Source organism: Aeromonas cavernicola (assembly GCF_002795305.1).
GTDB classification, from domain to species: Bacteria; Pseudomonadota; Gammaproteobacteria; order Enterobacterales; family Aeromonadaceae; genus Aeromonas; species Aeromonas cavernicola.
This window is the reverse complement of the sequence record NZ_PGGC01000045.1, coordinates 55,458-75,016: the sequence shown is the minus strand read 5'-3', so window position 1 is coordinate 75,016 and position 19,559 is coordinate 55,458. Positions and strand designations below refer to the sequence as shown.

At 52.4% G+C, this 19,559-nt stretch carries 21 protein-coding genes and 1 other RNA gene; 6 read left to right on the top strand and 16 right to left on the bottom strand.

The window, feature by feature from the left end:
• The 8 genes from CUC53_RS05480 to rsmI form a co-directional block, all read right to left on the bottom strand.
• On the bottom strand, positions 1-805 hold an 805-nt coding region (locus CUC53_RS05480), incomplete at its 3' end, for a UDP-N-acetylmuramoyl-tripeptide--D-alanyl-D-alanine ligase (RefSeq protein WP_236757873.1).
• Positions 802-2,298 carry a UDP-N-acetylmuramoyl-L-alanyl-D-glutamate--2,6-diaminopimelate ligase gene (gene murE, locus CUC53_RS05475; protein WP_272896757.1) on the bottom strand — a complete coding sequence of 499 codons (1,497 nt, stop codon included), beginning with the start codon at positions 2,296-2,298 and terminating at the stop codon, positions 802-804. The genes murE and CUC53_RS05480, both read right to left, overlap by 4 nt.
• Positions 2,282-4,045 carry a penicillin-binding transpeptidase domain-containing protein gene (locus tag CUC53_RS05470; RefSeq protein ID WP_100293218.1) on the bottom strand — a complete coding sequence of 588 codons (1,764 nt, stop codon included), beginning with the start codon at positions 4,043-4,045 and terminating at the stop codon, positions 2,282-2,284. Before CUC53_RS05470 ends, murE begins: the two co-directional genes overlap by 17 nt.
• Complete coding sequence (gene ftsL / locus CUC53_RS05465) at positions 4,042-4,356, bottom strand: cell division protein FtsL (RefSeq protein WP_100293217.1); 315 nt, start codon at positions 4,354-4,356, stop codon at positions 4,042-4,044. The genes CUC53_RS05470 and ftsL overlap by 4 nt, the downstream gene beginning before the upstream one ends.
• A gap of 3 nt (positions 4,357-4,359) precedes the next feature.
• A complete protein-coding gene (rsmH, locus tag CUC53_RS05460) occupies positions 4,360-5,298 on the bottom strand; it encodes a 16S rRNA (cytosine(1402)-N(4))-methyltransferase RsmH (protein ID WP_100293216.1) in 939 nt (312 codons plus the stop codon).
• Positions 5,299-5,757, bottom strand: a complete 459-nt coding sequence (gene mraZ / locus CUC53_RS05455; protein ID WP_100293221.1) for a division/cell wall cluster transcriptional repressor MraZ — start codon at positions 5,755-5,757, stop codon at positions 5,299-5,301.
• Between the two features lie 434 nt (positions 5,758-6,191).
• Positions 6,192-6,578: RNase P RNA component class A (gene rnpB / locus CUC53_RS05450), an RNA gene on the bottom strand.
• A 145-nt stretch (positions 6,579-6,723) separates the two neighbouring features.
• Entirely contained in the window at positions 6,724-7,557 is an 834-nt protein-coding gene (rsmI, locus tag CUC53_RS05445) for a 16S rRNA (cytidine(1402)-2'-O)-methyltransferase (RefSeq protein WP_100293215.1), read from the bottom strand.
• Positions 7,558-7,755: 198 nt separating this feature from the next.
• Between rsmI and CUC53_RS05440 the strand changes: the two genes are divergently transcribed.
• From CUC53_RS05440 to dolP, 4 genes are read left to right on the top strand one after another with little or no spacing between them, the layout of a single operon-like run.
• Positions 7,756-9,543: a penicillin-binding protein activator gene (locus CUC53_RS05440; protein ID WP_236757872.1), complete on the top strand. Its 1,788-nt coding sequence runs from the start codon at positions 7,756-7,758 to the stop codon at positions 9,541-9,543.
• On the top strand, positions 9,485-9,856 hold the full coding sequence (locus CUC53_RS05435; RefSeq protein ID WP_100293213.1) for a YraN family protein: 372 nt from the start codon (positions 9,485-9,487) through the stop codon (positions 9,854-9,856). Before CUC53_RS05440 ends, CUC53_RS05435 begins: the two co-directional genes overlap by 59 nt.
• A gap of 9 nt (positions 9,857-9,865) precedes the next feature.
• Positions 9,866-10,456: a D-sedoheptulose-7-phosphate isomerase gene (locus tag CUC53_RS05430; RefSeq protein WP_100293212.1), complete on the top strand. Its 591-nt coding sequence runs from the start codon at positions 9,866-9,868 to the stop codon at positions 10,454-10,456.
• Between the two features lie 4 nt (positions 10,457-10,460).
• Positions 10,461-11,039, top strand: a complete 579-nt coding sequence (gene dolP / locus CUC53_RS05425) for a division/outer membrane stress-associated lipid-binding lipoprotein (protein WP_100293211.1) — start codon at positions 10,461-10,463, stop codon at positions 11,037-11,039.
• Between the two features lie 344 nt (positions 11,040-11,383).
• Here dolP and CUC53_RS05420 read toward each other — a convergent pair whose 3' ends face one another.
• From CUC53_RS05420 to zapE, 8 genes are all read right to left on the bottom strand, one after another.
• Complete coding sequence (locus CUC53_RS05420; RefSeq protein WP_167386690.1) at positions 11,384-11,809, bottom strand: ClpXP protease specificity-enhancing factor; 426 nt, start codon at positions 11,807-11,809, stop codon at positions 11,384-11,386.
• Positions 11,806-12,435, bottom strand: a complete 630-nt coding sequence (gene sspA, locus CUC53_RS05415; protein ID WP_100293209.1) for a stringent starvation protein SspA — start codon at positions 12,433-12,435, stop codon at positions 11,806-11,808. The genes CUC53_RS05420 and sspA overlap by 4 nt, the downstream gene beginning before the upstream one ends.
• Before the next feature lie 87 nt (positions 12,436-12,522).
• The gene (locus CUC53_RS05410; protein WP_100293208.1) at positions 12,523-13,257 is read right to left on the bottom strand and encodes a cytochrome c1; all 735 of its coding nucleotides are present in this window, start codon (positions 13,255-13,257) and stop codon (positions 12,523-12,525) included.
• Positions 13,254-14,471 (bottom strand): cytochrome b, encoded by a 1,218-nt coding sequence (locus CUC53_RS05405; protein WP_100293207.1) that lies wholly within the window; start codon positions 14,469-14,471, stop codon positions 13,254-13,256. The genes CUC53_RS05410 and CUC53_RS05405 overlap by 4 nt, the downstream gene beginning before the upstream one ends.
• 3 nt (positions 14,472-14,474) lie before the next feature.
• Positions 14,475-15,065 carry a ubiquinol-cytochrome c reductase iron-sulfur subunit gene (gene petA / locus CUC53_RS05400; RefSeq protein WP_100293206.1) on the bottom strand — a complete coding sequence of 197 codons (591 nt, stop codon included), beginning with the start codon at positions 15,063-15,065 and terminating at the stop codon, positions 14,475-14,477.
• 296 nt (positions 15,066-15,361) lie between these two features.
• Positions 15,362-15,754, bottom strand: a complete 393-nt coding sequence (gene rpsI / locus CUC53_RS05395; RefSeq protein ID WP_005336286.1) for a 30S ribosomal protein S9 — start codon at positions 15,752-15,754, stop codon at positions 15,362-15,364.
• Positions 15,755-15,769: 15 nt separating this feature from the next.
• The gene (rplM, locus tag CUC53_RS05390; RefSeq protein ID WP_005336289.1) at positions 15,770-16,198 is read right to left on the bottom strand and encodes a 50S ribosomal protein L13; all 429 of its coding nucleotides are present in this window, start codon (positions 16,196-16,198) and stop codon (positions 15,770-15,772) included.
• A 266-nt stretch (positions 16,199-16,464) separates the two neighbouring features.
• Positions 16,465-17,559, bottom strand: a complete 1,095-nt coding sequence (gene zapE, locus CUC53_RS05385; RefSeq protein WP_100293205.1) for a cell division protein ZapE — start codon at positions 17,557-17,559, stop codon at positions 16,465-16,467.
• Positions 17,560-17,700: 141 nt separating this feature from the next.
• Here zapE and CUC53_RS05380 point away from each other — a divergent pair, with 141 nt between their 5' ends.
• The gene (locus CUC53_RS05380) at positions 17,701-18,084 is read left to right on the top strand and encodes a Z-ring associated ZapG family protein (protein ID WP_100293204.1); all 384 of its coding nucleotides are present in this window, start codon (positions 17,701-17,703) and stop codon (positions 18,082-18,084) included.
• 83 nt (positions 18,085-18,167) lie between these two features.
• Positions 18,168-19,529: a Do family serine endopeptidase gene (locus CUC53_RS05375; protein WP_100293203.1), complete on the top strand. Its 1,362-nt coding sequence runs from the start codon at positions 18,168-18,170 to the stop codon at positions 19,527-19,529.
• Positions 19,530-19,559: the final 30 nt, after the last annotated feature.

The window sequence follows — 19,559 nt, the reverse complement described above, 5'->3', positions numbered from 1 at the left end:
CTTCGCCCTGCGGGGTCACCAGCACAAATTCGGCGCAACCTTGCGCGTTGAGCGCCACGTCGCGGGCGTGGAACGGCTGGCTCTGATCGTCGATGGAGAAGCCGCAGCCAATACCGCGTTCCCGCCACTTCGGCCAGAATTCGTTGTCTGCGTTGACGATGGCGGTGCCGCCTTCGCGCAAACCTTCAAAAATCTCGCTCTTGGCATGAAAAATCCCTTCCAGCGAGCCGAAGCCCTCGAGATGGGCCGCCGCCACATTGTTGATGATGGCGGCATCGGGTTTGGCCAGTGAGGTAGTCCAAGCGATCTCGCCCTTGTGATTAGCACCCAGCTCCATCACTGCAAACTGGTGCTGCGGCTCAAGGCGCAGCAGGGTCAGTGGCACCCCTACCTCGTTATTGAAGTTGCCGGCGGTGGCCAATACGTCTCCTTCGTGGCGCAGGATGGCGGTCGCCATCTCCTTCACCGTGGTCTTACCGCAGCTACCAGTAATTGCCAGCACCTTCGGATTGATCCGCTCGCGTACCAGCTTGCCGATACGACCCAGCCCTTTGAGACTGTCGGCCACCACCAACTGGGGAATGGCCAGCGGCAGTTCACGCTCGACTAGCAGGGCAGCCGCACCTGCTTGAACAGCCTGCTCGCAAAAATCGTGGGCATCGAAGCGCTCGCCACGCAGGGCAACGAACAAGGCACCCGCGCCCAGAGTGCGGGTGTCGGTACTGACAGCGGAAATCTCGCCATCTTCACCCATCAGACGGGCATCAAGTGCCAGAGCCAGCTCGGCAAGCGTCAGGGTCATCATGTGAATGACTCCAGTAATGATCGCAAAGCGGCCACAACGGTTTCTCGGTCGCTGTAGTGCCGCTTATCGGTTCCAATAATTTGATAATCCTCGTGGCCCTTACCGGCCACCAAGATGATGTCCTGTTTGCTCGCTTGGCCGAGCGCCAACGCAATGGCCTTGACCCGGTCGTGCTCTACCTGCACCGCAGCGGGATCAGCAAGACCCGCCACCATGTCGGCCATGATCTGGGCCGGCGCCTCGGTACGGGGATTGTCGTCGGTGAGGATCACGCGATCCGCATACTGCTCAGCTGTCGCTGCCATCATCGGGCGCTTGCCGCGATCCCGGTCGCCGCCACAGCCAACCAGACACCAGAGCTGGCCAGTGCAGTGCACCCGCAAGGCCTGCAACGCCTTCTCTAGCGCATCAGGGGTATGGGCATAATCGACCACCGCTAGCGGCGTATCGCCTCCACCAAAGCACTCCATGCGGCCGGTCACCGGCTGCAATTGAGGCGCTGTAGCCAGCAGTTCGTTGAAGTCGTAACCGAGCACCAGCATCACGCACATCGCGGCCAGCACATTGCTGACGTTGAAGCGGCCGAGCAAGGGGGCGGATAATACACCATTCCCCCAGCTGGAGTTAATCTGCGCGCGAAAACCTTGCTGGTGAAAATCGAGCTGCTGCGCCGTTAATTGACGGCCAGAATGGTGTTCAATCGGGCCATCCACACTGAAGGCCACCGCAGCCGGGTATTTTTCGATCCACTTGGCACCCAACTCGTCATCGCGGTTGATCACCGCATTTGACTCATCGACCAGTTGCAGCAGCTGCTCTTTGGCCGCGCCATAGGCTTCCATGGTGCCATGATAGTCGAGGTGATCCCGGCTCAGGTTGGTGAAAACCGCGGCGGCAAACGGCAGTGCGGCAACACGATGCTGCACCAGACCATGGCTGGAGACCTCCATCGCCACCAGATCCGCCCCCTGCGCTTGCAGCGCAGCCAGATTGGCTTGCACCTGCACGGCGCTACCGGTGGTATTTTCCGCTTCGATCAGATGGCCAAACAGGCCGTTGCCGATGGTGCCCATCACCCCGGCCTTGCCACCGAGCAGGGTGCGCCAGTTGGCAACCAACAGTGCGGTAGTGCTCTTGCCGTTGGTTCCGGTGATCCCAACCAGTTCCAGTTTTTTGGCTGGTTGATCGTAGAAATACCCAGCGAGAGCAGAAAGATGAGCTGGCAGATCCCTCATTCCAATACAAGGAACGGAAGTCGCTGGCGCGATAAATTCACCATCCTCCTCAAACACCACTGCGGCCGCGCCCTGCGCCACCGCTTGTTCGATAAACCGCCGACCGTCCACCTGATGACCGCTAATGGCCACGAAGAGCGAACCGGGGCCGACCCGCCGACTATCCAGTTGAATATCGGTCAGGGCAAGCGCTGGGGCCATAATGCCGAAGGGGCGCAATAACGCATCAAGTGCGTGGGACTCATGTGCGCGGGACAAGGGGGGCCTCCGTACGGGCAAGTTTGGGGGGTACCGCTGGTGGCACGGCATCAGGACGAATATTAAAGAGCTGCAATACCCCGCCCATGGCTTCAGCGAACGGTGGCGTCGCCACAGCACCGCCATAATAAGCGCTACCTTTTGGCTCGTTGATCACCACTACCATGACAAAACGGGGATCGCTCGCTGGCGCGAAACCGGCAAACCAAGCCATGTAATCCTTGCCATACCCCCCCGCGACGGCGACCTTGGCAGTACCACTCTTGCCGCCGACCCGATAGCCGGGGATCTTGGCCTTGGGAATAGCGTTGTCAACCACATACTCCAACGCCTGCAACATAGCGGTCGCGTTGTTGTGGTCAATTACCTGCTCTCCCTTCGGCGGCTCAGCCACTTTGACGATAGAGAGCGGCACTCGCTTCCCCTTATTCGCCAACGTTGCATAGGCAGAAGCCAATTGCAGTGGTGTCACCCGTAAGCCATAACCAAACGATAATGTCGCTCGCTCGATATCGGACCAGCGACGACGCTGAGGTAACATGCCGCTACTTTCTCCCATCAGACCACTGCCAGTATCCATGCTAAAACCGAACATGCTGAGGGTGTTGATCATCTCTTGGGCCGGCATCCGCAAGGCAATCCGAGACATACCGATGTTGGAGGAGTAACGCAGGATATCGTAGAGATTGGTCGCCTTGTGAATACTGACGTCTTTGATCTGTTTAGCGCCGATAAAGAGCGGCCCACCCTGGATGGTATCTTTCCAGCTAGTGACACCAGCCTGCAAAGCACTGAGCAAAATCAGCGGTTTGACGGTTGAGCCAGGTTCATAGGTGTCAGTCACCACGCGGTTACGTACTCGAAAACTTTGATACTGACCGCGGTTATTTGGGTTGTAAGAAGGGGTGTTGACCATGGCGAGCACTTCACCGGTTTTGATGTCCAACATCACCATGGAACCGGAGGTCGCTTTGTTCTCATCGGTGGCCCGTTTGAGAGCACGATACGCCAATGCTTGCACCCGCTGATCGATACTGAGCTGCAGATCGTTGGCGTTTTTGCCCTCCTTGACGATCCCTAACCGCTCAATCACCCGCCCTTGTCGATCTTTACGCACTCGCGTTTCGCCAGGGGTCGCGGTTAGCCATTCGTTATAGCTACGTTCGATCCCTTCGATACCATTGCCATCAATATTGGTGACACCCACTAAGTGGGCACTGATTTCGCCGCTAGGGTAAAAACGCCGCGCCTCTGGCCGTAGGTAAACCCCAGAAAGCTTGAGTCCCTTGATATACTCCGCCACCGCAGGGGTGACTTGACGCTGTAGATAGACAAATCGCTTACTGGGATTGGCGATACGCTGTTTGAGGGTATTGATATCAACTTTAAGTACCGTTGACAGAGCCAGCCACGCCCGCTCATTGTTGATAGTTCCAGATTCGTGCACTGTCTTCGGGTCGGCCCATACCGCCTCGACTGGAACTGAAACTGCCAGCTGTTCGCCATTACGATCGGTGATCATGCCACGCACGGCTTGAGTCGAGGTGGTACGCAGCGAGCGCATATCCCCTTCTTGGCGTAACCGGTCGGGATTAATCACTTGAATCCATGCAAGCCGCAGGATCAGGCCGACGAAGGCGATCCCGATGAACACTACTAGCGTGCGAAAACGCCAAGGATAAATAGAAGGCACTTTGGCGGCGGCCTTCGCTATTTTGGCTGTTTTTGCTGCTACCTTGCGTGTCATGGTTGGGTGATTACCTTTTCCGTCGCGACTAATGGCCGAGCCATCTGTAATTTGTCCATCGCTAAACTGGCGACCCGCGAGTGCTCTGCTAAGGTGCCTTGCTCGAGTAATAAATGGCGCCACTCAATATTGAGGCGATCTTCTTCTGCCATCAGATCGTTCTGCTTGGCCGTCAGACCGCGGGTCATGTTGGTCACCAGGATCACCGCAAATGCGGTTACCAACACCGCAAGCGATAGTAAAATCTGCAACTTATACCGCCAAAGATCGGCGACAATCTCCTTGGCGAGGTGAACACGTACTTCGCTCATCGCTTACTCCGCCAGCCGCTGCGCAACGCGCAATACCGAGCTACGTGACCGGCTATTTGCAGATACTTCGTGATCAGAAGGCTTGAGCGCCTTGCCGACTGCCTTGAGCTTGCGTCCACCTGCTAGCTGCGCCTCTGTCAGCGGAATGCCGTAAGGCACTTCCGGCCCCTTCTCGTGCTTGCGGATGAAATGCTTTACCAATCGGTCTTCCAGCGAATGGAAGCTGATCACCGACAAACGGCCTTGAGGTGCCAGCACCTCCAGCGCACCGTTGAGTGCAGTTTCGATCTCGTCCAGTTCGCTATTGATATAGATACGGATGGCTTGAAAGCTACGAGTAGCCGCGTGCTTGCCCTTCTCTTTGCTCGGATTAACCCGGGCAATCATCTCCGCCAGTTGACGGGTACGCACGTAAGGTTCAGTTACCCGGTCGTGGACAATGGCACGAGCGATCTTCTTGGCAAAACGCTCCTCACCGAAGGTCTTCAGAACCCACGCGATGTCATCCACATCGGCCTTGGCCAGCCACTGCGCGGCACTCTGGCCGGTGGTAGGGTCCATCCGCATGTCGAGGGGACCATCTTTCATAAAGCTGAAGCCACGTTCAGCATCGTCCAGCTGAGGTGAAGAGACCCCCAGATCCAGCAGGAAGCCATCTACCTTACCCAGCAAACCGCGCTCATCTAGGTAGGAGGCGATGCCGGAGAAAGGGCCGTGCACAATGTCGAAACGGGGATCCTGAATCTTGGCCGCTTCGGCAATCGCCTGCGGATCACGGTCTATCGCAATTAACCGGCCTTGAGGCCCTAGGTGCTGCAGGATCAGGCGAGAATGACCACCACGGCCAAACGTACCGTCGACATAGACACCGTCCGGTTTAATGGCCAGACCTTCAACGGCTTCGTGCAGCAGCACTGTGATGTGTTCAGCGGCTTGGGTCATTTATAAAGAGAAATCCTGTAGTCGTGGCGAGCTTGCCCAGTCATCCTTGGGCAAATGCTCGATATCATCATTGATCTGTTGTAACCAGCGGGCTTCATCCCACAGCTCGAACTTGTTGAGCTGGCCAACTAGCATGATTTTTTTGTCCAGCCCTGCATGGTTACGCAGCGGCTGGCTAAGCAGCAGACGGCCATTGCCATCTAACTCGCACTCTGTCGCATGTCCCAACAACAGCCGCTGCAAGCGGCGCTCTTGCGGATTCATGCTAGAGAGCTGCTGTAACTTGCGTTCGACCTCTTCCCACTCGTTCAGGGGATAAAGCAGCAGACAGGGATAGGCAATATCGATGGTGCAGACCAGCTGGCCGTCGCACTCATCGCGCAGCCAGTCACGAAATTTGGTCGGAATCGCCAGTCGTCCTTTGCTATCGAGACTAACGGCATGAGCACCACGCAACAAATTGCAGCCCTTAAAGGTAAGTTTATGGGCTATTTGCCCCTCGAATAACCACTTTAACCCACTTTTCCCCACCTTGAAGTTTAAGGACGTGTAGTAGGCTTTTCAAGCAAGGATGTTGGGCTGGGGAAACATATTACTGCGGGTATTTTGCATCAAAGATTCAGTGAATTGATTTCTCACAACTTATTCACTGACCAATCAAAGATGCTCACAGTTGTTATTTAAATCAGAGCACCGTATACGGTCTAAAAATCCACACAAAATCGGTTATCGTCGTTATGTTTAGCGGTTTATCACCGCCGTCAAAAACCTACTTAGATGGGATGCAAGTCGTTATTGTTGGCTGGCATACGCCGAAACAAGATCACATCACTTCGTTTGGTTCTCTCAAGCAAAACAAAGGGCCTCGTTTGCACGAGGCCCTACATAATTAGGTTCGGAGTCGGCCTGTAAGCCGGGTTCTGTACCGGGTTGCCCCGGGTAGCAATCATTCCTCTAGGCCAGCAATCGCTCACTGGCTCCAGCAACCTACCCGCCCCCAACGCGGGCCGCGCCAATAGGGGCCTATTTGGTCTTGCTTCGGGTGGAGTTTACCGTGCCACGAACTGTTGCCAGTCGCGCGGTGCGCTCTTACCGCACCCTTTCACCCTTACCTGATCCCTTACGGGCCATCGGCGGTCTGCTCTCTGTTGCACTGGTCGTAGGCTCACGCCCCCCAGGCGTTACCTGGCACCCTGCCCTGTGAAGCCCGGACTTTCCTCCCCTCCGCCCGTCTGTTCCGAAAAACACAACGACGAAGCAGCGATTGCCCAGCCAACTCCGAGGCGCGGATTATAGCCTCGTGATAGACGTTGGGTAAACCGGCAATTCCTGTTTACAACGGTTTATCATGCTGACCCCGTTGATTTACTAGGCTTTCTCTTACCAACTGGGCGCAAACATCAGCTCGAACTCCACATCGTCAACTCAATAATGGTCGAGACCGTATTTATACAGGGCGTTTTTCTTCACCCCATGAATTTCAGCGGTGAGCGCAGCTGCTTTTTTCAGCGGTAACTCGCTCACGAGTAACCCTAAAGTTCGGATCGCCTCAGCCGGTAACTCCTCTTCGTGTTTACTGGCACCCGCAACCACTAGGACGATCTCTCCACGACAACGGTTCTCATCCTCACCCAGCCAACTCAGCATCTCTGAGGCAGGCAAGCCGTGGATCGATTCAAAGGTCTTCGTCAATTCACGGCACACGACGACCTGGCGTTCACCCAAGATGCGAGCAATTGCACCGACCGTTTCCTGCACGCGGCGCGGCGATTCGTAGAACACCAGCGAGCGAGTATCTTCGATAACGGCTTGCAGACGATCGTCACGTCCCTTACTTTTGGCTGGCAAAAAACCTTCAAAGGCAAATCGATCTGTTGGGAGTCCAGCGGCACTGAGTGCCGTGATTGCCGCACAGGGGCCAGGTAACGGCACGACACGCACCCCAGCCTCGCGACAACGAGTGACCAAGTGATAACCTGGGTCGCTGATAAGAGGGGTGCCGGCATCGGAGACCAGCGCAATACTCTTACCCTCTTTGATCCGGCCGATCAGCACATCGGCCTTCTGCTGCTCGTTGTGGTCGTGCAGGGCAAAGGTCGGTACAGAGATCTGGTAATGATTCAGCAAGATACCCGTGTGGCGGGTATCTTCGGCGGCGATTAGATCGACACTGCGTAACACCTCCAGCGCACGCTGAGTCATGTCGGCCAAATTCCCGATCGGGGTAGGAACTATATACAGGGTTGGGATGACATTCATAGGATCTCCAAGCGCCCAACAATTGTGTCGCCATATTGCCCCGTTTACACTATGGGGAATTTCAACACTGGTCGGGGAATGAACTTGAACCGGGTTACAAAACAGCTAAGTGTATCACGACTCTTTAGCATTCTATTCGCGGCCGTCCTGCTAGCTGCTTGTGCATCAGAGCCTCATCAACCTGCAGATCAGCAAGGCATGCCATCAGCCTTCTCTGATTTGACCCAAAACACCCAGTGGTATCTGGCCAAAGTCGATCCTGCTAAACCCGCAGAGGCTTTCACCTGGCAAGCACTGGCAGCTCGTAGCTACCTAGCTCAAGGGCAGTATCAGCCAGCCTCAGCCCTGCTACAGCAGCTACAAAAACAAGCGGCGACGCCTCAGCAACAAGCACAGTTGCAGTTATTGCAAGCTCATCTCCTGCTGGCTCAAGGCCAAGCTAACCAAGCGCTTATTTTATTAGAAGATAAACCGGACATAACGCTGGATGCCGATAGCGAAAAAAACTGGTACCGACAGCGCGTCGTCTTGCAGTTGGATATCAATAACAAGTTCGGAGCAGCCAAGTCACTGGTCTTGCTCGAACCGTTCTTGTCGCAAAATGAACTGTCGACCAATCACCAACAAATCTGGTCACTGCTAAAAAGCATGACCCCCTCGACCCTAGCAGCGCTTGAAGAGAACCCTGCTCCTGATGTGGCGACTGGTTGGCTGCGCTTAGCCGCGTTGGTGAACCAATTTGGTGCCCAGCCTAATCTGCTAAGTCGCCAGCTGGCGGTATGGAAACGCGATTTCCCTGATCATCCAGCCCAACAAGATATGCCTGCCGGATTAGGTAGCGTATCTGAGCTGAGTCGCTCTTCGGTAAAGCAAATTGCTGTCCTGCTGCCTCTTTCCGGTAACTTGGAGCCACAGGGTTCAGCTATCCGCAACGGCATGTTGATGTCTTACAAGGAAAATCAGGGGCAATTTACCCTGAATTTTTATGACACTCAAAGCACGCCTATTAACGATCTGTACAAAAAAGTGATCCAAGAAGGCGCCGATATGATCATTGGCCCTCTACTCAAAGATCGGGTTGAGGCGTTACTGAAAGCCACCCCAGCAGTACCTGTATTAGCGCTCAATGAACTGGATCAACCTATCGTCAACGATAGTACTTACTACTTTTCGCTGTCTGCCGCCGCTGATGCCGCCCAGGCCGCCCAGTACCTCTACACCCAGGGCTATCGCAAGCCGCTGCTGATCGCCGCGCAAGGGCGGATCGGTTACAGCAGTATCAAAGCATTTGAGCTGAGCTGGGCCGCACTGAGCCAAGATAAACCGGTGGTCGCTACTTTCGGTGCCCGTAACGAAGTGCAAGGCATGATCAAAAATGCGCTCAGTGGCCGCTTAACGCCCAGAGCGGGTGAGATTGTCCAGCTAGCAGAGCAAAGTCCACGTAGCATTGATGTGGTTTATATGGTCGCTAACAGCTTGGAAGCTCGGATGATCAAGCCGTATGTCGACATATCGGTTAACCCGATGGGGAGCCTGCCTATCTTTACCGGCTCACGTGGTTACGACAGCGCGGCTACCGAGATCACATCAGAACTCAACGGTATGCATATCTCCGACATGCCGCTGCTGCAGGGTGGCTACGAGAGACAACGTGAACAAGTCGCCCTGCTCTGGCCACAGACCCAAGGTGATCTGCTTCGCCTATTTGCGATGGGCTACGATGCGGTTGCCTTGGCTGAAAATTTGCCGCAAATGCGCAAAACCGAAAGTATTCAACAGGCTGGGATGAGTGGTCAGCTAAGCGTGGATAGCAAAGGGAATATCGTCCGGCGGCTGAGCTGGGGCACTTACCAGAATGGCAAACTGGTTGAGGATAGTGCCACCACACAGCTGGAGAAGCCTGCTCATGAAGGATCTATGGAGATGGATGCGCAAACAACTGCAGAGCCTGTTCCCCTTACCGGTGAGCAAGGGACAGCACTTTGAGCAAGTTGCTGAACATTGGTTAGCCGCTCGCGGTCTGCGACTGGTAGCTCGAAACTATCGCTGCCGAGGCGGCGAAATAGACCTCATCATGTACCAAGGTCAAACCCTGGTATTTGTTGAGGTCCGTTACAGAGCAACGAACAGCCATGGCGGTGCCGCCAGCTCAATTACCTACAGCAAACAGCGCAAAATCATGCTGGCCGCTCGCCACTATTTGCAACAACACGTCATCAATGAGGCCCACCAAGCCTGTCGATTTGATGTGATTGCATTCGAAGGCGAGCAGCCGCACTGGTTCCAGAACGCATTTTAAGAGGCCCCTATGAGTGACCGCATCAAAGAGAACTACACCGAGAGCATCCAAACCAAGATAGCGGCAGCCGAAGCGCTACCTGATGCGATCCACACGGCAGCACAGATGATTACCATCTGCCTACTCAACGGACATAAGGTATTGGCCTGTGGTAATGGCCCTTCTGCCGCGCTGGCCCAGCTATTTATCTCAGAACTGGTTAACTGCTATGAAACCCAACGCCCTTCCCTGCCAGGCTTAGCGCTCACTCCTGATATGGCAACCATTAGCGCGATTGCAACCGATCATGGGTTTGAGGAGGTTTACGCTAAACAGATCCGAGCCTTAGGCCAACCAGGAGACATCCTAGTAGTGATCACGACCTCAGGGCATAGTCGCAGCCTTATCAAAGCAGCTGAAGCCGCCCTCTCCCGAGATATGACCATTGTGGTACTGAGTGGTGGAGACGGTGGCGAGATGGCGGGGCTACTCGGTCCAAACGATGTTGAAATACGAGTACCATCCACCCGTCGGCCTCGCATCTTAGAGGTAAACCTATTGACCCTTCACTGCCTCTGTGATCTCATCGACCAGACTCTATTTCCGCAACAAGAAGATTAACACAATGAAAAATAAGATCTTTTTACTCAGCTTACTAAGTTGCATCTTGCTATTACAAGGGTGTGCTGCAGTAGTGGTAGGCGGTGCAGCTAGCACAGCCAAGGTATCTGGTGACAGACGAACACTCGGGACCCAATGGGATGATCAGGCCATAGAGCTGAAGGCTGCTAATTTACTGGCGGATAATAAGCCATTGAGCACAGCGAGCAAAATCAGTGTGTATAGCAACAACGGCAGAGTGCTACTGGTTGGCCAAACCCCTTCAGATGCCTATAAGGCCGAGGCTGGTAAAATCGTTGCTCGCGTCGAAGGTGTGCGCCATGTGTATAACGAGCTACGGTTTGGCAGGCCTGTCAGCTTGGGAGTCCGTAGTAACGACTCATGGATTACCTCCAAGGTGAAGGCTGATATGTTAGGAGCCAAAAATTTTGACAGCGGCAAAGTGAAAGTCGTGACCGAGAACGGTGAAGTGTTCTTGATCGGTCTGGTCACCCGCCCAGAAGGAGATCGTGCCGTCGAGATCGCTCGCCATGTAAGTGGGGTAAAGCGTGTTATCAAGGCGTTTGAATTTGCTCAAAATTAATCATCACTATCGGTAACCACCGATAACAACAGAGCCTGTTGGTTTAAAACTGTTGTGATGCTAATAAGTAGTTAACCACTCATTCTGATATGGAAAAATCCGAAACCTGTTGGTCTCGGATTTTTTATAAGTATCACTTAGACCCTCTGCTTCTCATCGCCTACAACCCTACTCAGCTTTGCAACCGAGCGCATCACAGCCTATACCACAGGGTAAACAGGGCGCTGGGTTGCAGGCACTGAATGAACGGGTTACAACCAAGACCGCAGAAAAACAGGGAAGAGCCCATAAAAACAGAGCTAATCAGTTCAATCTGATTGGCTCTGTTTTTATGGATTGCAGTTTTACTTGATGACTTTCAGTGTCGGACGATTACTGGGGCGTGGCGGCTCAGGATCTGGTTCGTCAGAGCATTTCGCTTGTTCCAGCCAGAGATCATATCCAGGCTCAGGCGGAAACATAGTGCCCACACCATTTTCACGAGCATGAATAGCCAAAACGGCCGCCATGGGAATATAGACCTGCTGGGAAACACCGCCAAAACGAGCGCTAAAACTGATCGCGTCATTATCCATATGAAATTGCACGACTGCACGTGGCGCAATATTCAACACAATCTGCCCATCTTGGGCAAACTGCATGGGAACCATTACATGAGGCAGGTTAACGTTGACCACCAAATGGGGGGTCAGGTCATTGTCTAACAACCAATCAAAGAATGCCCGTAGCAAGTACGGGCGACTCGGGGTCATTGTAGGTTCCATGCTCATACGCCAGCGCGGATCTCACGCTCCGCTTCCGTGAGGGACGCTTGGAATGACTCACGTTCAAATAGACGCACCATGTAAGCTTTGAGCTCTTTAGCTCCACGACCACTAAGGTCGATCCCCAAGCTCGGTAAGCGCCACAACAACGGAGCCATATAACAATCAACCAAACCGAACTCTTCACTCATAAAGTAAGGCATTTCGCCAAAAATTGGCGCAATCGCCAGCAAGTTGTCCCGCAATTCATTGCGTGATGCATCGACATCCTTACCGGTCATGATCTTGTCAGCCAGTGAGTACCAGTCCAATTCGATCCGGTGCATCATCAGACGGCTGTTACCGCGGGCTACTGGATAAACCGGCATCAACGGCGGATGAGGGAAACGCTCATCCAAATACTCCATGATGATGCGCGAGGTATAAAGTGCTAGCTCGCGGTCTACCAAGGTTGGTACAGAGTTATACGGGTTCAGCTCAGCCAGCTCATCCGGCAAATTAGCTGGGTCAACTTGGCATATATCCACGCTAACACCCTTCTCCGCCAGGACAATACGTACCTGATGGCTGAACATATCGTTGGCACCGGAAAACAGCGTCATGATCGAACGCTTATTGGCAGCTACAGCCATTGAACCCTCCCGTCATAGAAAAACAGAAACGGCAATGAAGCCTCTTGGTCTTCATTGCCGTGCGTTATATTACTCTGATTTGGCCGTTTAGTGAACGTCGCGCCAGAATTCCTTCTTCAACAGCACAGTGAAGATGAAGAAGATTACGATGAAACCAAGCACCCAGAAGCCCATACGCTCACGCTCCTGCTGTACTGGTTCCGCCGAATAGACCAAGAAGTTTACCAGATCCAGCACTGTCTGGTCATACTCTTCGCTATTCATTTCACCATTACCATCGGACTTGATGCTAACGATCTGCTGAGTCTCTACATCATCGATAGTATGGGTGATGAATTCGGCACGAGGGGTACCTTGCAGTGGCTCCAGCACGTGGGGCATGCCCACTGATGGAAACACCGCATTATTAACCCCAAACGGCCGAGTCTCATCTACATAGAAAGAGCGAAGGTAGGTGTAAATCCAGTCTGCACCACGGACTCGAGCAACCAAAGTCAGGTCAGGAGGCGGAGCCCCAAACCACTTGGCCGCATCTTTCTCAGACATTGCGCTCTTCATCAAGTCGCCGACCTTGGCATCGGTGAAGATAAGATTCTCTTTCATCAAATCCTCAGGAATCGCCAAGTCCGCCGCCACTCTGTTATAGCGCTGATACTGGGTTGAGTGACAACCAGCACAGTAATTCATAAAGGTGGTAGCACCACGCTGCAGAGATGCCTTATCACTCAGATCGTAATTAGCTTTATCCAAGTGCGCCTCTGTACCGCTAGCAAGCACCAGAGATGGCAGCAGGGTTAGCACCGCAAATATTATTTTTCTCATTTAAATGTGACCCTCTCTGGCAGCGGCTTGGTGTGCTCGTTCTTGCTGTAGAAAAAGAGCAAGACGAAGAAACCAAAATAACCCAAGGTACAGATCTGAGCAGCCAGTGTCAGAGTCGGGGTCGACGGCAGAACACCCAGCACACCCAAAATGATGAAGCACACGACAAACTGCGCAATATTCAGTTTGTGTAACTTGCTGCGATAGCGAACTGAACGCACCTTGCAGCGATCTAACCACGGCAGTAAAAACAGCACCACGATAGAGAGTCCCATCATGATAACACCGAGCAACTTGTCAGGCACCGCGCGCAAAATCGCGTAGAAAGGGGTGAAATACCATACAGGGGCGATATGTGCTGGTGTCTTCAGGCCGTTGGCCACTTCAAAGTTCGGCTTCTCGAGGAAGTAACCCCACATATCCGGTTTGAAAAAGATGATCGCGCAGAAGAAAAACAGGAAACCGGCCACCCCAATCATGTCCTTGACTGTGAAATAGGGATGAAAGGCGATAGCATCTAACGGCCAACCATTGGCATCTTTATGCTTTTTGATATCGATACCATCAGGGTTGTTAGAGCCCACTTCATGTAACGCTAGGATGTGCATGGCAACCAGCATCACTAACACCAGAGGCAGAGCAATCACATGCAATGCGAAGAAACGGTTCAACGTCGCCCCAGAGATAACGTAGTCACCGCGGATCCACAAGGTCAGGTCATCACCAATCACGGGAATGGCACCAAACAATGAGATAATAACTTGAGCGCCCCAAAAAGACATTTGCCCCCAAGGCAGTAAATATCCCATGAAGGCTTCAGCCATCAGCACTAAGAAAATCAGCATGCCGAAGATCCACAACAGCTCACGAGGCTTCTGATAGGAGCCATAGATCATGCCGCGGAACATATGCAGATAGACAACGATAAAGAAGGCTGATGCACCGGTCGAATGCATATAGCGGAGCAACCAACCAAACTCCACATCACGCATGATGTACTCGACGGAAGCGAATGCACCTTCAGCAGAAGGGTTGTAGTTCATGGTCAACCACACCCCAGTAATCAGCTGGTTAACCAGCACCAGCATGGCAAGCGAACCAAAAAAATACCAAAAGTTAAGGTTTTTGGGTGCCGGATACTTAGCCATGTGATCGTTGTACATGGCAGTGAGCGGGAACCGATAATCGATCCAGCCCATCAGTTTGCTCAGCATAGCTTAAGCCTCCTTGCCGTCAGCGCCGACCAAAATCGTGCTTTCGTTAATGAATTGATAAGGCGGGACGACTAGGTTCAACGGGGCAGGTACCCCTTGAAACACGCGGCCAGCCATGTCAAATTTTGAACCATGGCATGGACAGAAAAATCCTGATGTCACCCCTTTAACCTGTTCCCCGAAGTTATCCGGTAAATAGGAAGGCGAGCACCCTAAATGGGTACAAATTCCAACGGCGACAAAAATTTCAGGCTTAATGGAGCGATAACCGTTATGAGCATAATCAGGTTGCTGAGGCTCATCAGATGCAGGGTCACGCAACTGGCCATCATGCGCGGCCAGTGCGGTTAGAGTCTGCTGAGTACGCTTAACAACCCAGACTGGCTTGCCGCGCCACTCGACACGAATAAGCTGGCCGGGTTCCAATTTACTTATATCGACTTCAACAGGTGCGCCGGCGGCTTTCGCCTTAGCACTTGGGTTCCATGACTTTATAAACGGTACAGCGGTAAACGCAGCGCCCACCCCACCAACGGCAACCGTTGACCAGGTAAGAAATCTGCGGCGACCGGAATCAACTGGCGCATTGCTCATCCAAAAACTCTCCCATGTGGACTTCGCACATTCTTATTTGTGTCCTAATTCCCCTTTTTTCCCCGTGACAACAGCGGTGGAAGCTGGAATGACAATTGCCACAGAAAAACCGAGGAAATTTTAAAGAAAAGATAACAACTTGACAAGAAAGAGAGGTAGTCGCAGAAAACAATAAATATACATTTATTTGTCTTTTGTGACGCGTAGTTAGCATCGACTAAGGTAAATTCACTAATAAAAAAGCCCAGCGATAGCTGGGCTTTTCCACGCATCGAAACGCGCATACCAAAAGCGGATTAACGCTTGGAGTATTGCGGACGCTTACGAGCTTTGTGCAGACCGACTTTCTTACGCTCAACCTTACGGGCATCACGAGTAACAAAGCCAGCTTTACGCAGTTCAGAACGCAACGTTTCATCATACTGCATCAGTGCACGAGTAATACCGTGGCGGATCGCGCCAGCTTGACCAGAAATACCACCACCGTTAACAGTGATGTACAGATCCAGTTTTTCGGTCATCTCAACCAACTCCAGCGGCTGACGGACTACCATGCGGGCAGTCGGACGACCGAAGTACTGCTCCAAGGAGCGCTGATTGATTACGATCTTACCGCTACCCGCTTTGATAAATACGCGAGCAGTGGAGCTTTTGCGACGGCCGGTACCGTAGTATTGATTTTCTGCCATGTTGCCAGTTCCCGATTAGATATCCAGTACTTGAGGTTGCTGAGCAGCATGAGCATGCTCGGCGCCTGCGTAAACTTTCAGTTTACGGAACATGGCACGGCCCAGAGGACCTTTCGGAAGCATGCCTTTGACGGCGGCTTCGATTACCATTTCCGGTTTACGCTGAATCAGCTTGTCGAAGCTGATTGACTTGATACCACCCGGGAAACCGGAGTGAGCGTGGTACATTTTGTCGGTAAATTTCTTACCGGTTACGTGTACCTTCTCAGCGTTTACAACGATGATGTAATCACCGGTGTCAACGTGCGGAGTGTACTCAGCTTTGTGCTTACCACGCAGACGAGCAGCGATCTCGGTTGCGATACGACCCAGAGTTTTACCTTCTGCGTCCACAATGTACCAGTCACGTTTTACGGTTTCTGGCTTGGCAACGAAAGTTTTCATTAAGTTAAACCCAATTACCTGTTACAGACCCAATTGCTTATGGGGGCTCTCCCACAAACAACAAAAGATAGCCTACCTGTACCCCTTCGAATACAAGTAAAGCTTAAAGTGTCGCTGCCTTATCGACAGCTGTAACGTGGGCTGGGCGATTATAAGTGAAGTTGCCTTAAATATCATCTGCTAATTTCACTGCCATGAAACCAGTAGATGTCGCCCAGCCCTACCTGCCGCAGATGCCCATCCGACTAGCAGGCGCAGTATTGTGACTAAGGAAGGTGCACTCTGGCAAGGTATTCGTGCGATTGCATTTCCTGAAGTCGTGAAAGACAACGCTGAAACTCAAAATTTAGCAGTCCATTACTGTATAGCTCCGCCATGGGAACCGCCGCAGACATGATGAGTTTGACGTGTCGTTCGTAAAATTCGTCAACCATCGCGATAAATCGACGTGCCGCATCATCCGTATTTCTGCCCATTGGTTGAACATTGGCCACCAATACCGTGTGAAACAGCCGCGCCAGCTCGATATAGTCGTTCTGGGAACGGGCAGTACAACAAAGTTGCTCGAATTCCATATAAAGCACCCCTTCCCACACGCCCAGCGACGTCAACTGACGGTGATTGACTTCAAATTCTCCCTTGCCAGCATGGTGGCCACCAGTTAATTGCAGAAAATAGCGCTCAAGATTATTTTTTGCCTGTAGATCAAGCGGGCAGTGATAGATCTCGGCTTGCTCCAGCGTGCGTAGGCGATAGTCGATCCCACCATCCACATTCAGTACTTCACAATGGCGTTCGATAAGTGCAATAGCTGGCAAAAAACGGGCTCGTTGCAACCCGTTGCGATAAAGATCCTGAGGGGGAATATTTGAGGTGGCGACCAGCACGACGCCGCGACCAAACAGCTCCTGAAATAGGGTGCCCAGTAACATGGCATCGGTGATGTCAGAGACGAAGAATTCGTCAAAACAGATAATATCTGTCTCGCTGGCCAGCTTGTGAGCCACCAGTTTTAGCGGGTCAGGCTGACCATTGAGGGCCTGTAACTCATCGTGAATACGACGCATAAAGCGGTGAAAGTGACAACGCAGTTTACGTTCACTTGGCAAGCTGTCGAAAAAAGTATCCATCAACCAGGTCTTGCCTCGGCCCACTCCGCCCCACATATAAATACCTAGGACAGGCTCCGGCGGCTTGGGCTTTTGTAACCAACCAAATAGTCCCCGCGATCTGGTCGGAGTCGGGCTACGTAGTAAATCCTGATACAGTCGCTCTAACCTGCTGATCGCCATCCCCTGCGCGGGGTCGGCCTGAAAACCGGGACGCAGCAGATCCTGCTGGTATTTTTGCTGCGGAGTCATCCTTGCACGCCTCTCCAAGTGCCTGAATAAAGGACAAAATGGTATCACGGGCACAGGGTGCACGGTATAGTGCGTGCAAGAGATCGCGGTTGGTCAAACCTCATCAATACCCACTGTTTTCGCTGTAAATAAGGAGAATATATGAGTCTATTAAACGGGATCTTGTTAGCCATCGCGGCACTGATCGTTGGCATCATTGTTGGCCGTTTTACCGTTCGTAGCAGAGATGCCGGCCGCTTGGAATCAGAGCTAAAAAAAGCCCATAAAGAGCTGGAGAGCTATCAAAGTCAAATCAATACCCATTTTGCAGAAAGCGCGGCACTGATGGAGCAACTGGCTGATCAGTATCAAAGTTTTTATCGCCACATGGCCGAGCAAAGCAAATTCTTAGCCAACGCCCAACAGCCGCTATTCCGTGAAACGCTACTCGATGATGAGACGGTAACACCTGCAAATGAAGAACCTGATGTTCCTCCCCGTGACTATGCTGGCGCATCATCTGGATTACTCAAACAACCTGGTTAATTTAAGCTGGGAACTAATCCTGCCGCTAAACAGTCTGACCTTGACGATTGCCATGCAACTTTATTTCGGGAGCTATTTCTCACATGCGTAAACCTCTTTCCATGCTCAATGTATTAGCCCTTAGTATCGGTATCGCCTTATCCGCTGCGCCAGCGCAAGCGGCGTTGCCATCTTTACTTAGCTCTAATCAAGAAATGCCAAGCTTGGCGCCGGTACTCGAACAAGTTACCCCTGCCGTAGTCAATATCTCAGTCTCTGGCAAAAAAGTGACCCGTCAGCGCTTACCAGAACAGTTTCGTTTTTTCTTTGGGCCTAACATGCCTGATGAACAGGTCAGTGAGCAGCCCTTTCAGGCTCTCGGGTCTGGCGTCATTATTGATGCCAAAAAAGGGTATGTGATTACTAACGCTCACGTGGTTTCCGAAGCAGATGAAATCAAAGTCAATCTCAAAGATGGCCGTGAATATGCAGCAAAGAAAATTGGCGAAGATAAGCAATCTGATATCGCACTCCTCCAAATTAAAGCCGATGAGTTAGTGCAAATTCAGTTTGCCGACTCTGATAATCTGCGAGTAGGCGATTACGCGCTCGCCATTGGCAATCCATTCGGTTTAGGCCAAACCGTGACGTCAGGGATCGTTTCAGCTCTGGGTCGTAGTGGCTTAAATGTTGAGAATCTAGAAAACTTCATCCAGACCGATGCCGCCATCAACTCGGGGAATTCCGGTGGTGCACTGCTTAATCTGCGTGGTGAGCTAATTGGTATCAATACCGCCATCCTAGGTCCCAACGGTGGCAATATAGGTATTGGCTTTGCGATTCCAGCCAATATGGTGCGCGATTTAGCCGATCAGATCGTGAAATACGGTGAGGTACGTCGTGGCCAGCTAGGGATCACCGGTACTGAACTGACTTCCGATATTGCTAAAACATTCGGCTATAACAAAAAAGATGGCGCATTCGTCAATCAGGTCATGCCCGATTCAGCGGCAGATAAAGCCGGGATTAAAGCAGGCGACATTATCGTGACCATCGATGGCAAACCGGTGCGCTCATTTGGTGAATTGCGCGCCAAAATCGCCACCATGGGAGCAGATAAAAAAGTGGCGCTTGGCCTGATTCGTGATGGGAAAGCACAAACTGTAACCGTGAAATTGAAACAGGCGGATGACAGTGAAGTCCGTGCTAGTGCCCTCCACCCCGCCTTAGAAGGTGCCAAACTAAGCTCAGCCACAGATCCAGTGCCTGGCGTGACAGTTGCAGAAATAGAACCTCGCTCGGCGGCGGCGGCATCTGGTCTACAAAAAGGCGACATCATCATTGGCGTCAATCGTCAACGTATCAACAGCTTGGGAGAATTAACCAAAGCCTTGAAGAATAAACCCGATGTGCTGGCGCTCAACATCCAGCGAGGGGACTCCTCACTCTATTTGGTTATCCGCTAAACCCCTCATCACCCGCAGCAACACTGCGGG

Bases quoted from the DNA above. Each gene is read 5' to 3' on its own strand.
- CUC53_RS05470 (WP_100293218.1), bottom strand. From the start codon at position 4,045: ATGACACGCAAGGTAGCAGCAAAAACAGCCAAAATAGCGAAGGCCGCC.
- ftsL (WP_100293217.1), bottom strand. From the start codon at position 4,356: ATGAGCGAAGTACGTGTTCACCTCGCCAAGGAGATTGTCGCCGATCTT.
- rsmH (WP_100293216.1), bottom strand. From the start codon at position 5,298: ATGACCCAAGCCGCTGAACACATCACAGTGCTGCTGCACGAAGCCGTT.
- rsmI (WP_100293215.1), bottom strand. From the start codon at position 7,557: ATGAATGTCATCCCAACCCTGTATATAGTTCCTACCCCGATCGGGAAT.
- CUC53_RS05440 (WP_236757872.1), top strand. From the start codon at position 7,756: ATGCCATCAGCCTTCTCTGATTTGACCCAAAACACCCAGTGGTATCTG.
- CUC53_RS05435 (WP_100293213.1), top strand. From the start codon at position 9,485: ATGCGCAAACAACTGCAGAGCCTGTTCCCCTTACCGGTGAGCAAGGGA.
- CUC53_RS05430 (WP_100293212.1), top strand. From the start codon at position 9,866: ATGAGTGACCGCATCAAAGAGAACTACACCGAGAGCATCCAAACCAAG.
- dolP (WP_100293211.1), top strand. From the start codon at position 10,461: ATGAAAAATAAGATCTTTTTACTCAGCTTACTAAGTTGCATCTTGCTA.
- CUC53_RS05420 (WP_167386690.1), bottom strand. From the start codon at position 11,809: ATGAGCATGGAACCTACAATGACCCCGAGTCGCCCGTACTTGCTACGG.
- sspA (WP_100293209.1), bottom strand. From the start codon at position 12,435: ATGGCTGTAGCTGCCAATAAGCGTTCGATCATGACGCTGTTTTCCGGT.
- CUC53_RS05410 (WP_100293208.1), bottom strand. From the start codon at position 13,257: ATGAGAAAAATAATATTTGCGGTGCTAACCCTGCTGCCATCTCTGGTG.
- CUC53_RS05405 (WP_100293207.1), bottom strand. From the start codon at position 14,471: ATGCTGAGCAAACTGATGGGCTGGATCGATTATCGGTTCCCGCTCACT.
- petA (WP_100293206.1), bottom strand. From the start codon at position 15,065: ATGAGCAATGCGCCAGTTGATTCCGGTCGCCGCAGATTTCTTACCTGG.
- rpsI (WP_005336286.1), bottom strand. From the start codon at position 15,754: ATGGCAGAAAATCAATACTACGGTACCGGCCGTCGCAAAAGCTCCACT.
- rplM (WP_005336289.1), bottom strand. From the start codon at position 16,198: ATGAAAACTTTCGTTGCCAAGCCAGAAACCGTAAAACGTGACTGGTAC.
- zapE (WP_100293205.1), bottom strand. From the start codon at position 17,559: ATGACTCCGCAGCAAAAATACCAGCAGGATCTGCTGCGTCCCGGTTTT.
- CUC53_RS05380 (WP_100293204.1), top strand. From the start codon at position 17,701: ATGAGTCTATTAAACGGGATCTTGTTAGCCATCGCGGCACTGATCGTT.
- CUC53_RS05375 (WP_100293203.1), top strand. From the start codon at position 18,168: ATGCGTAAACCTCTTTCCATGCTCAATGTATTAGCCCTTAGTATCGGT.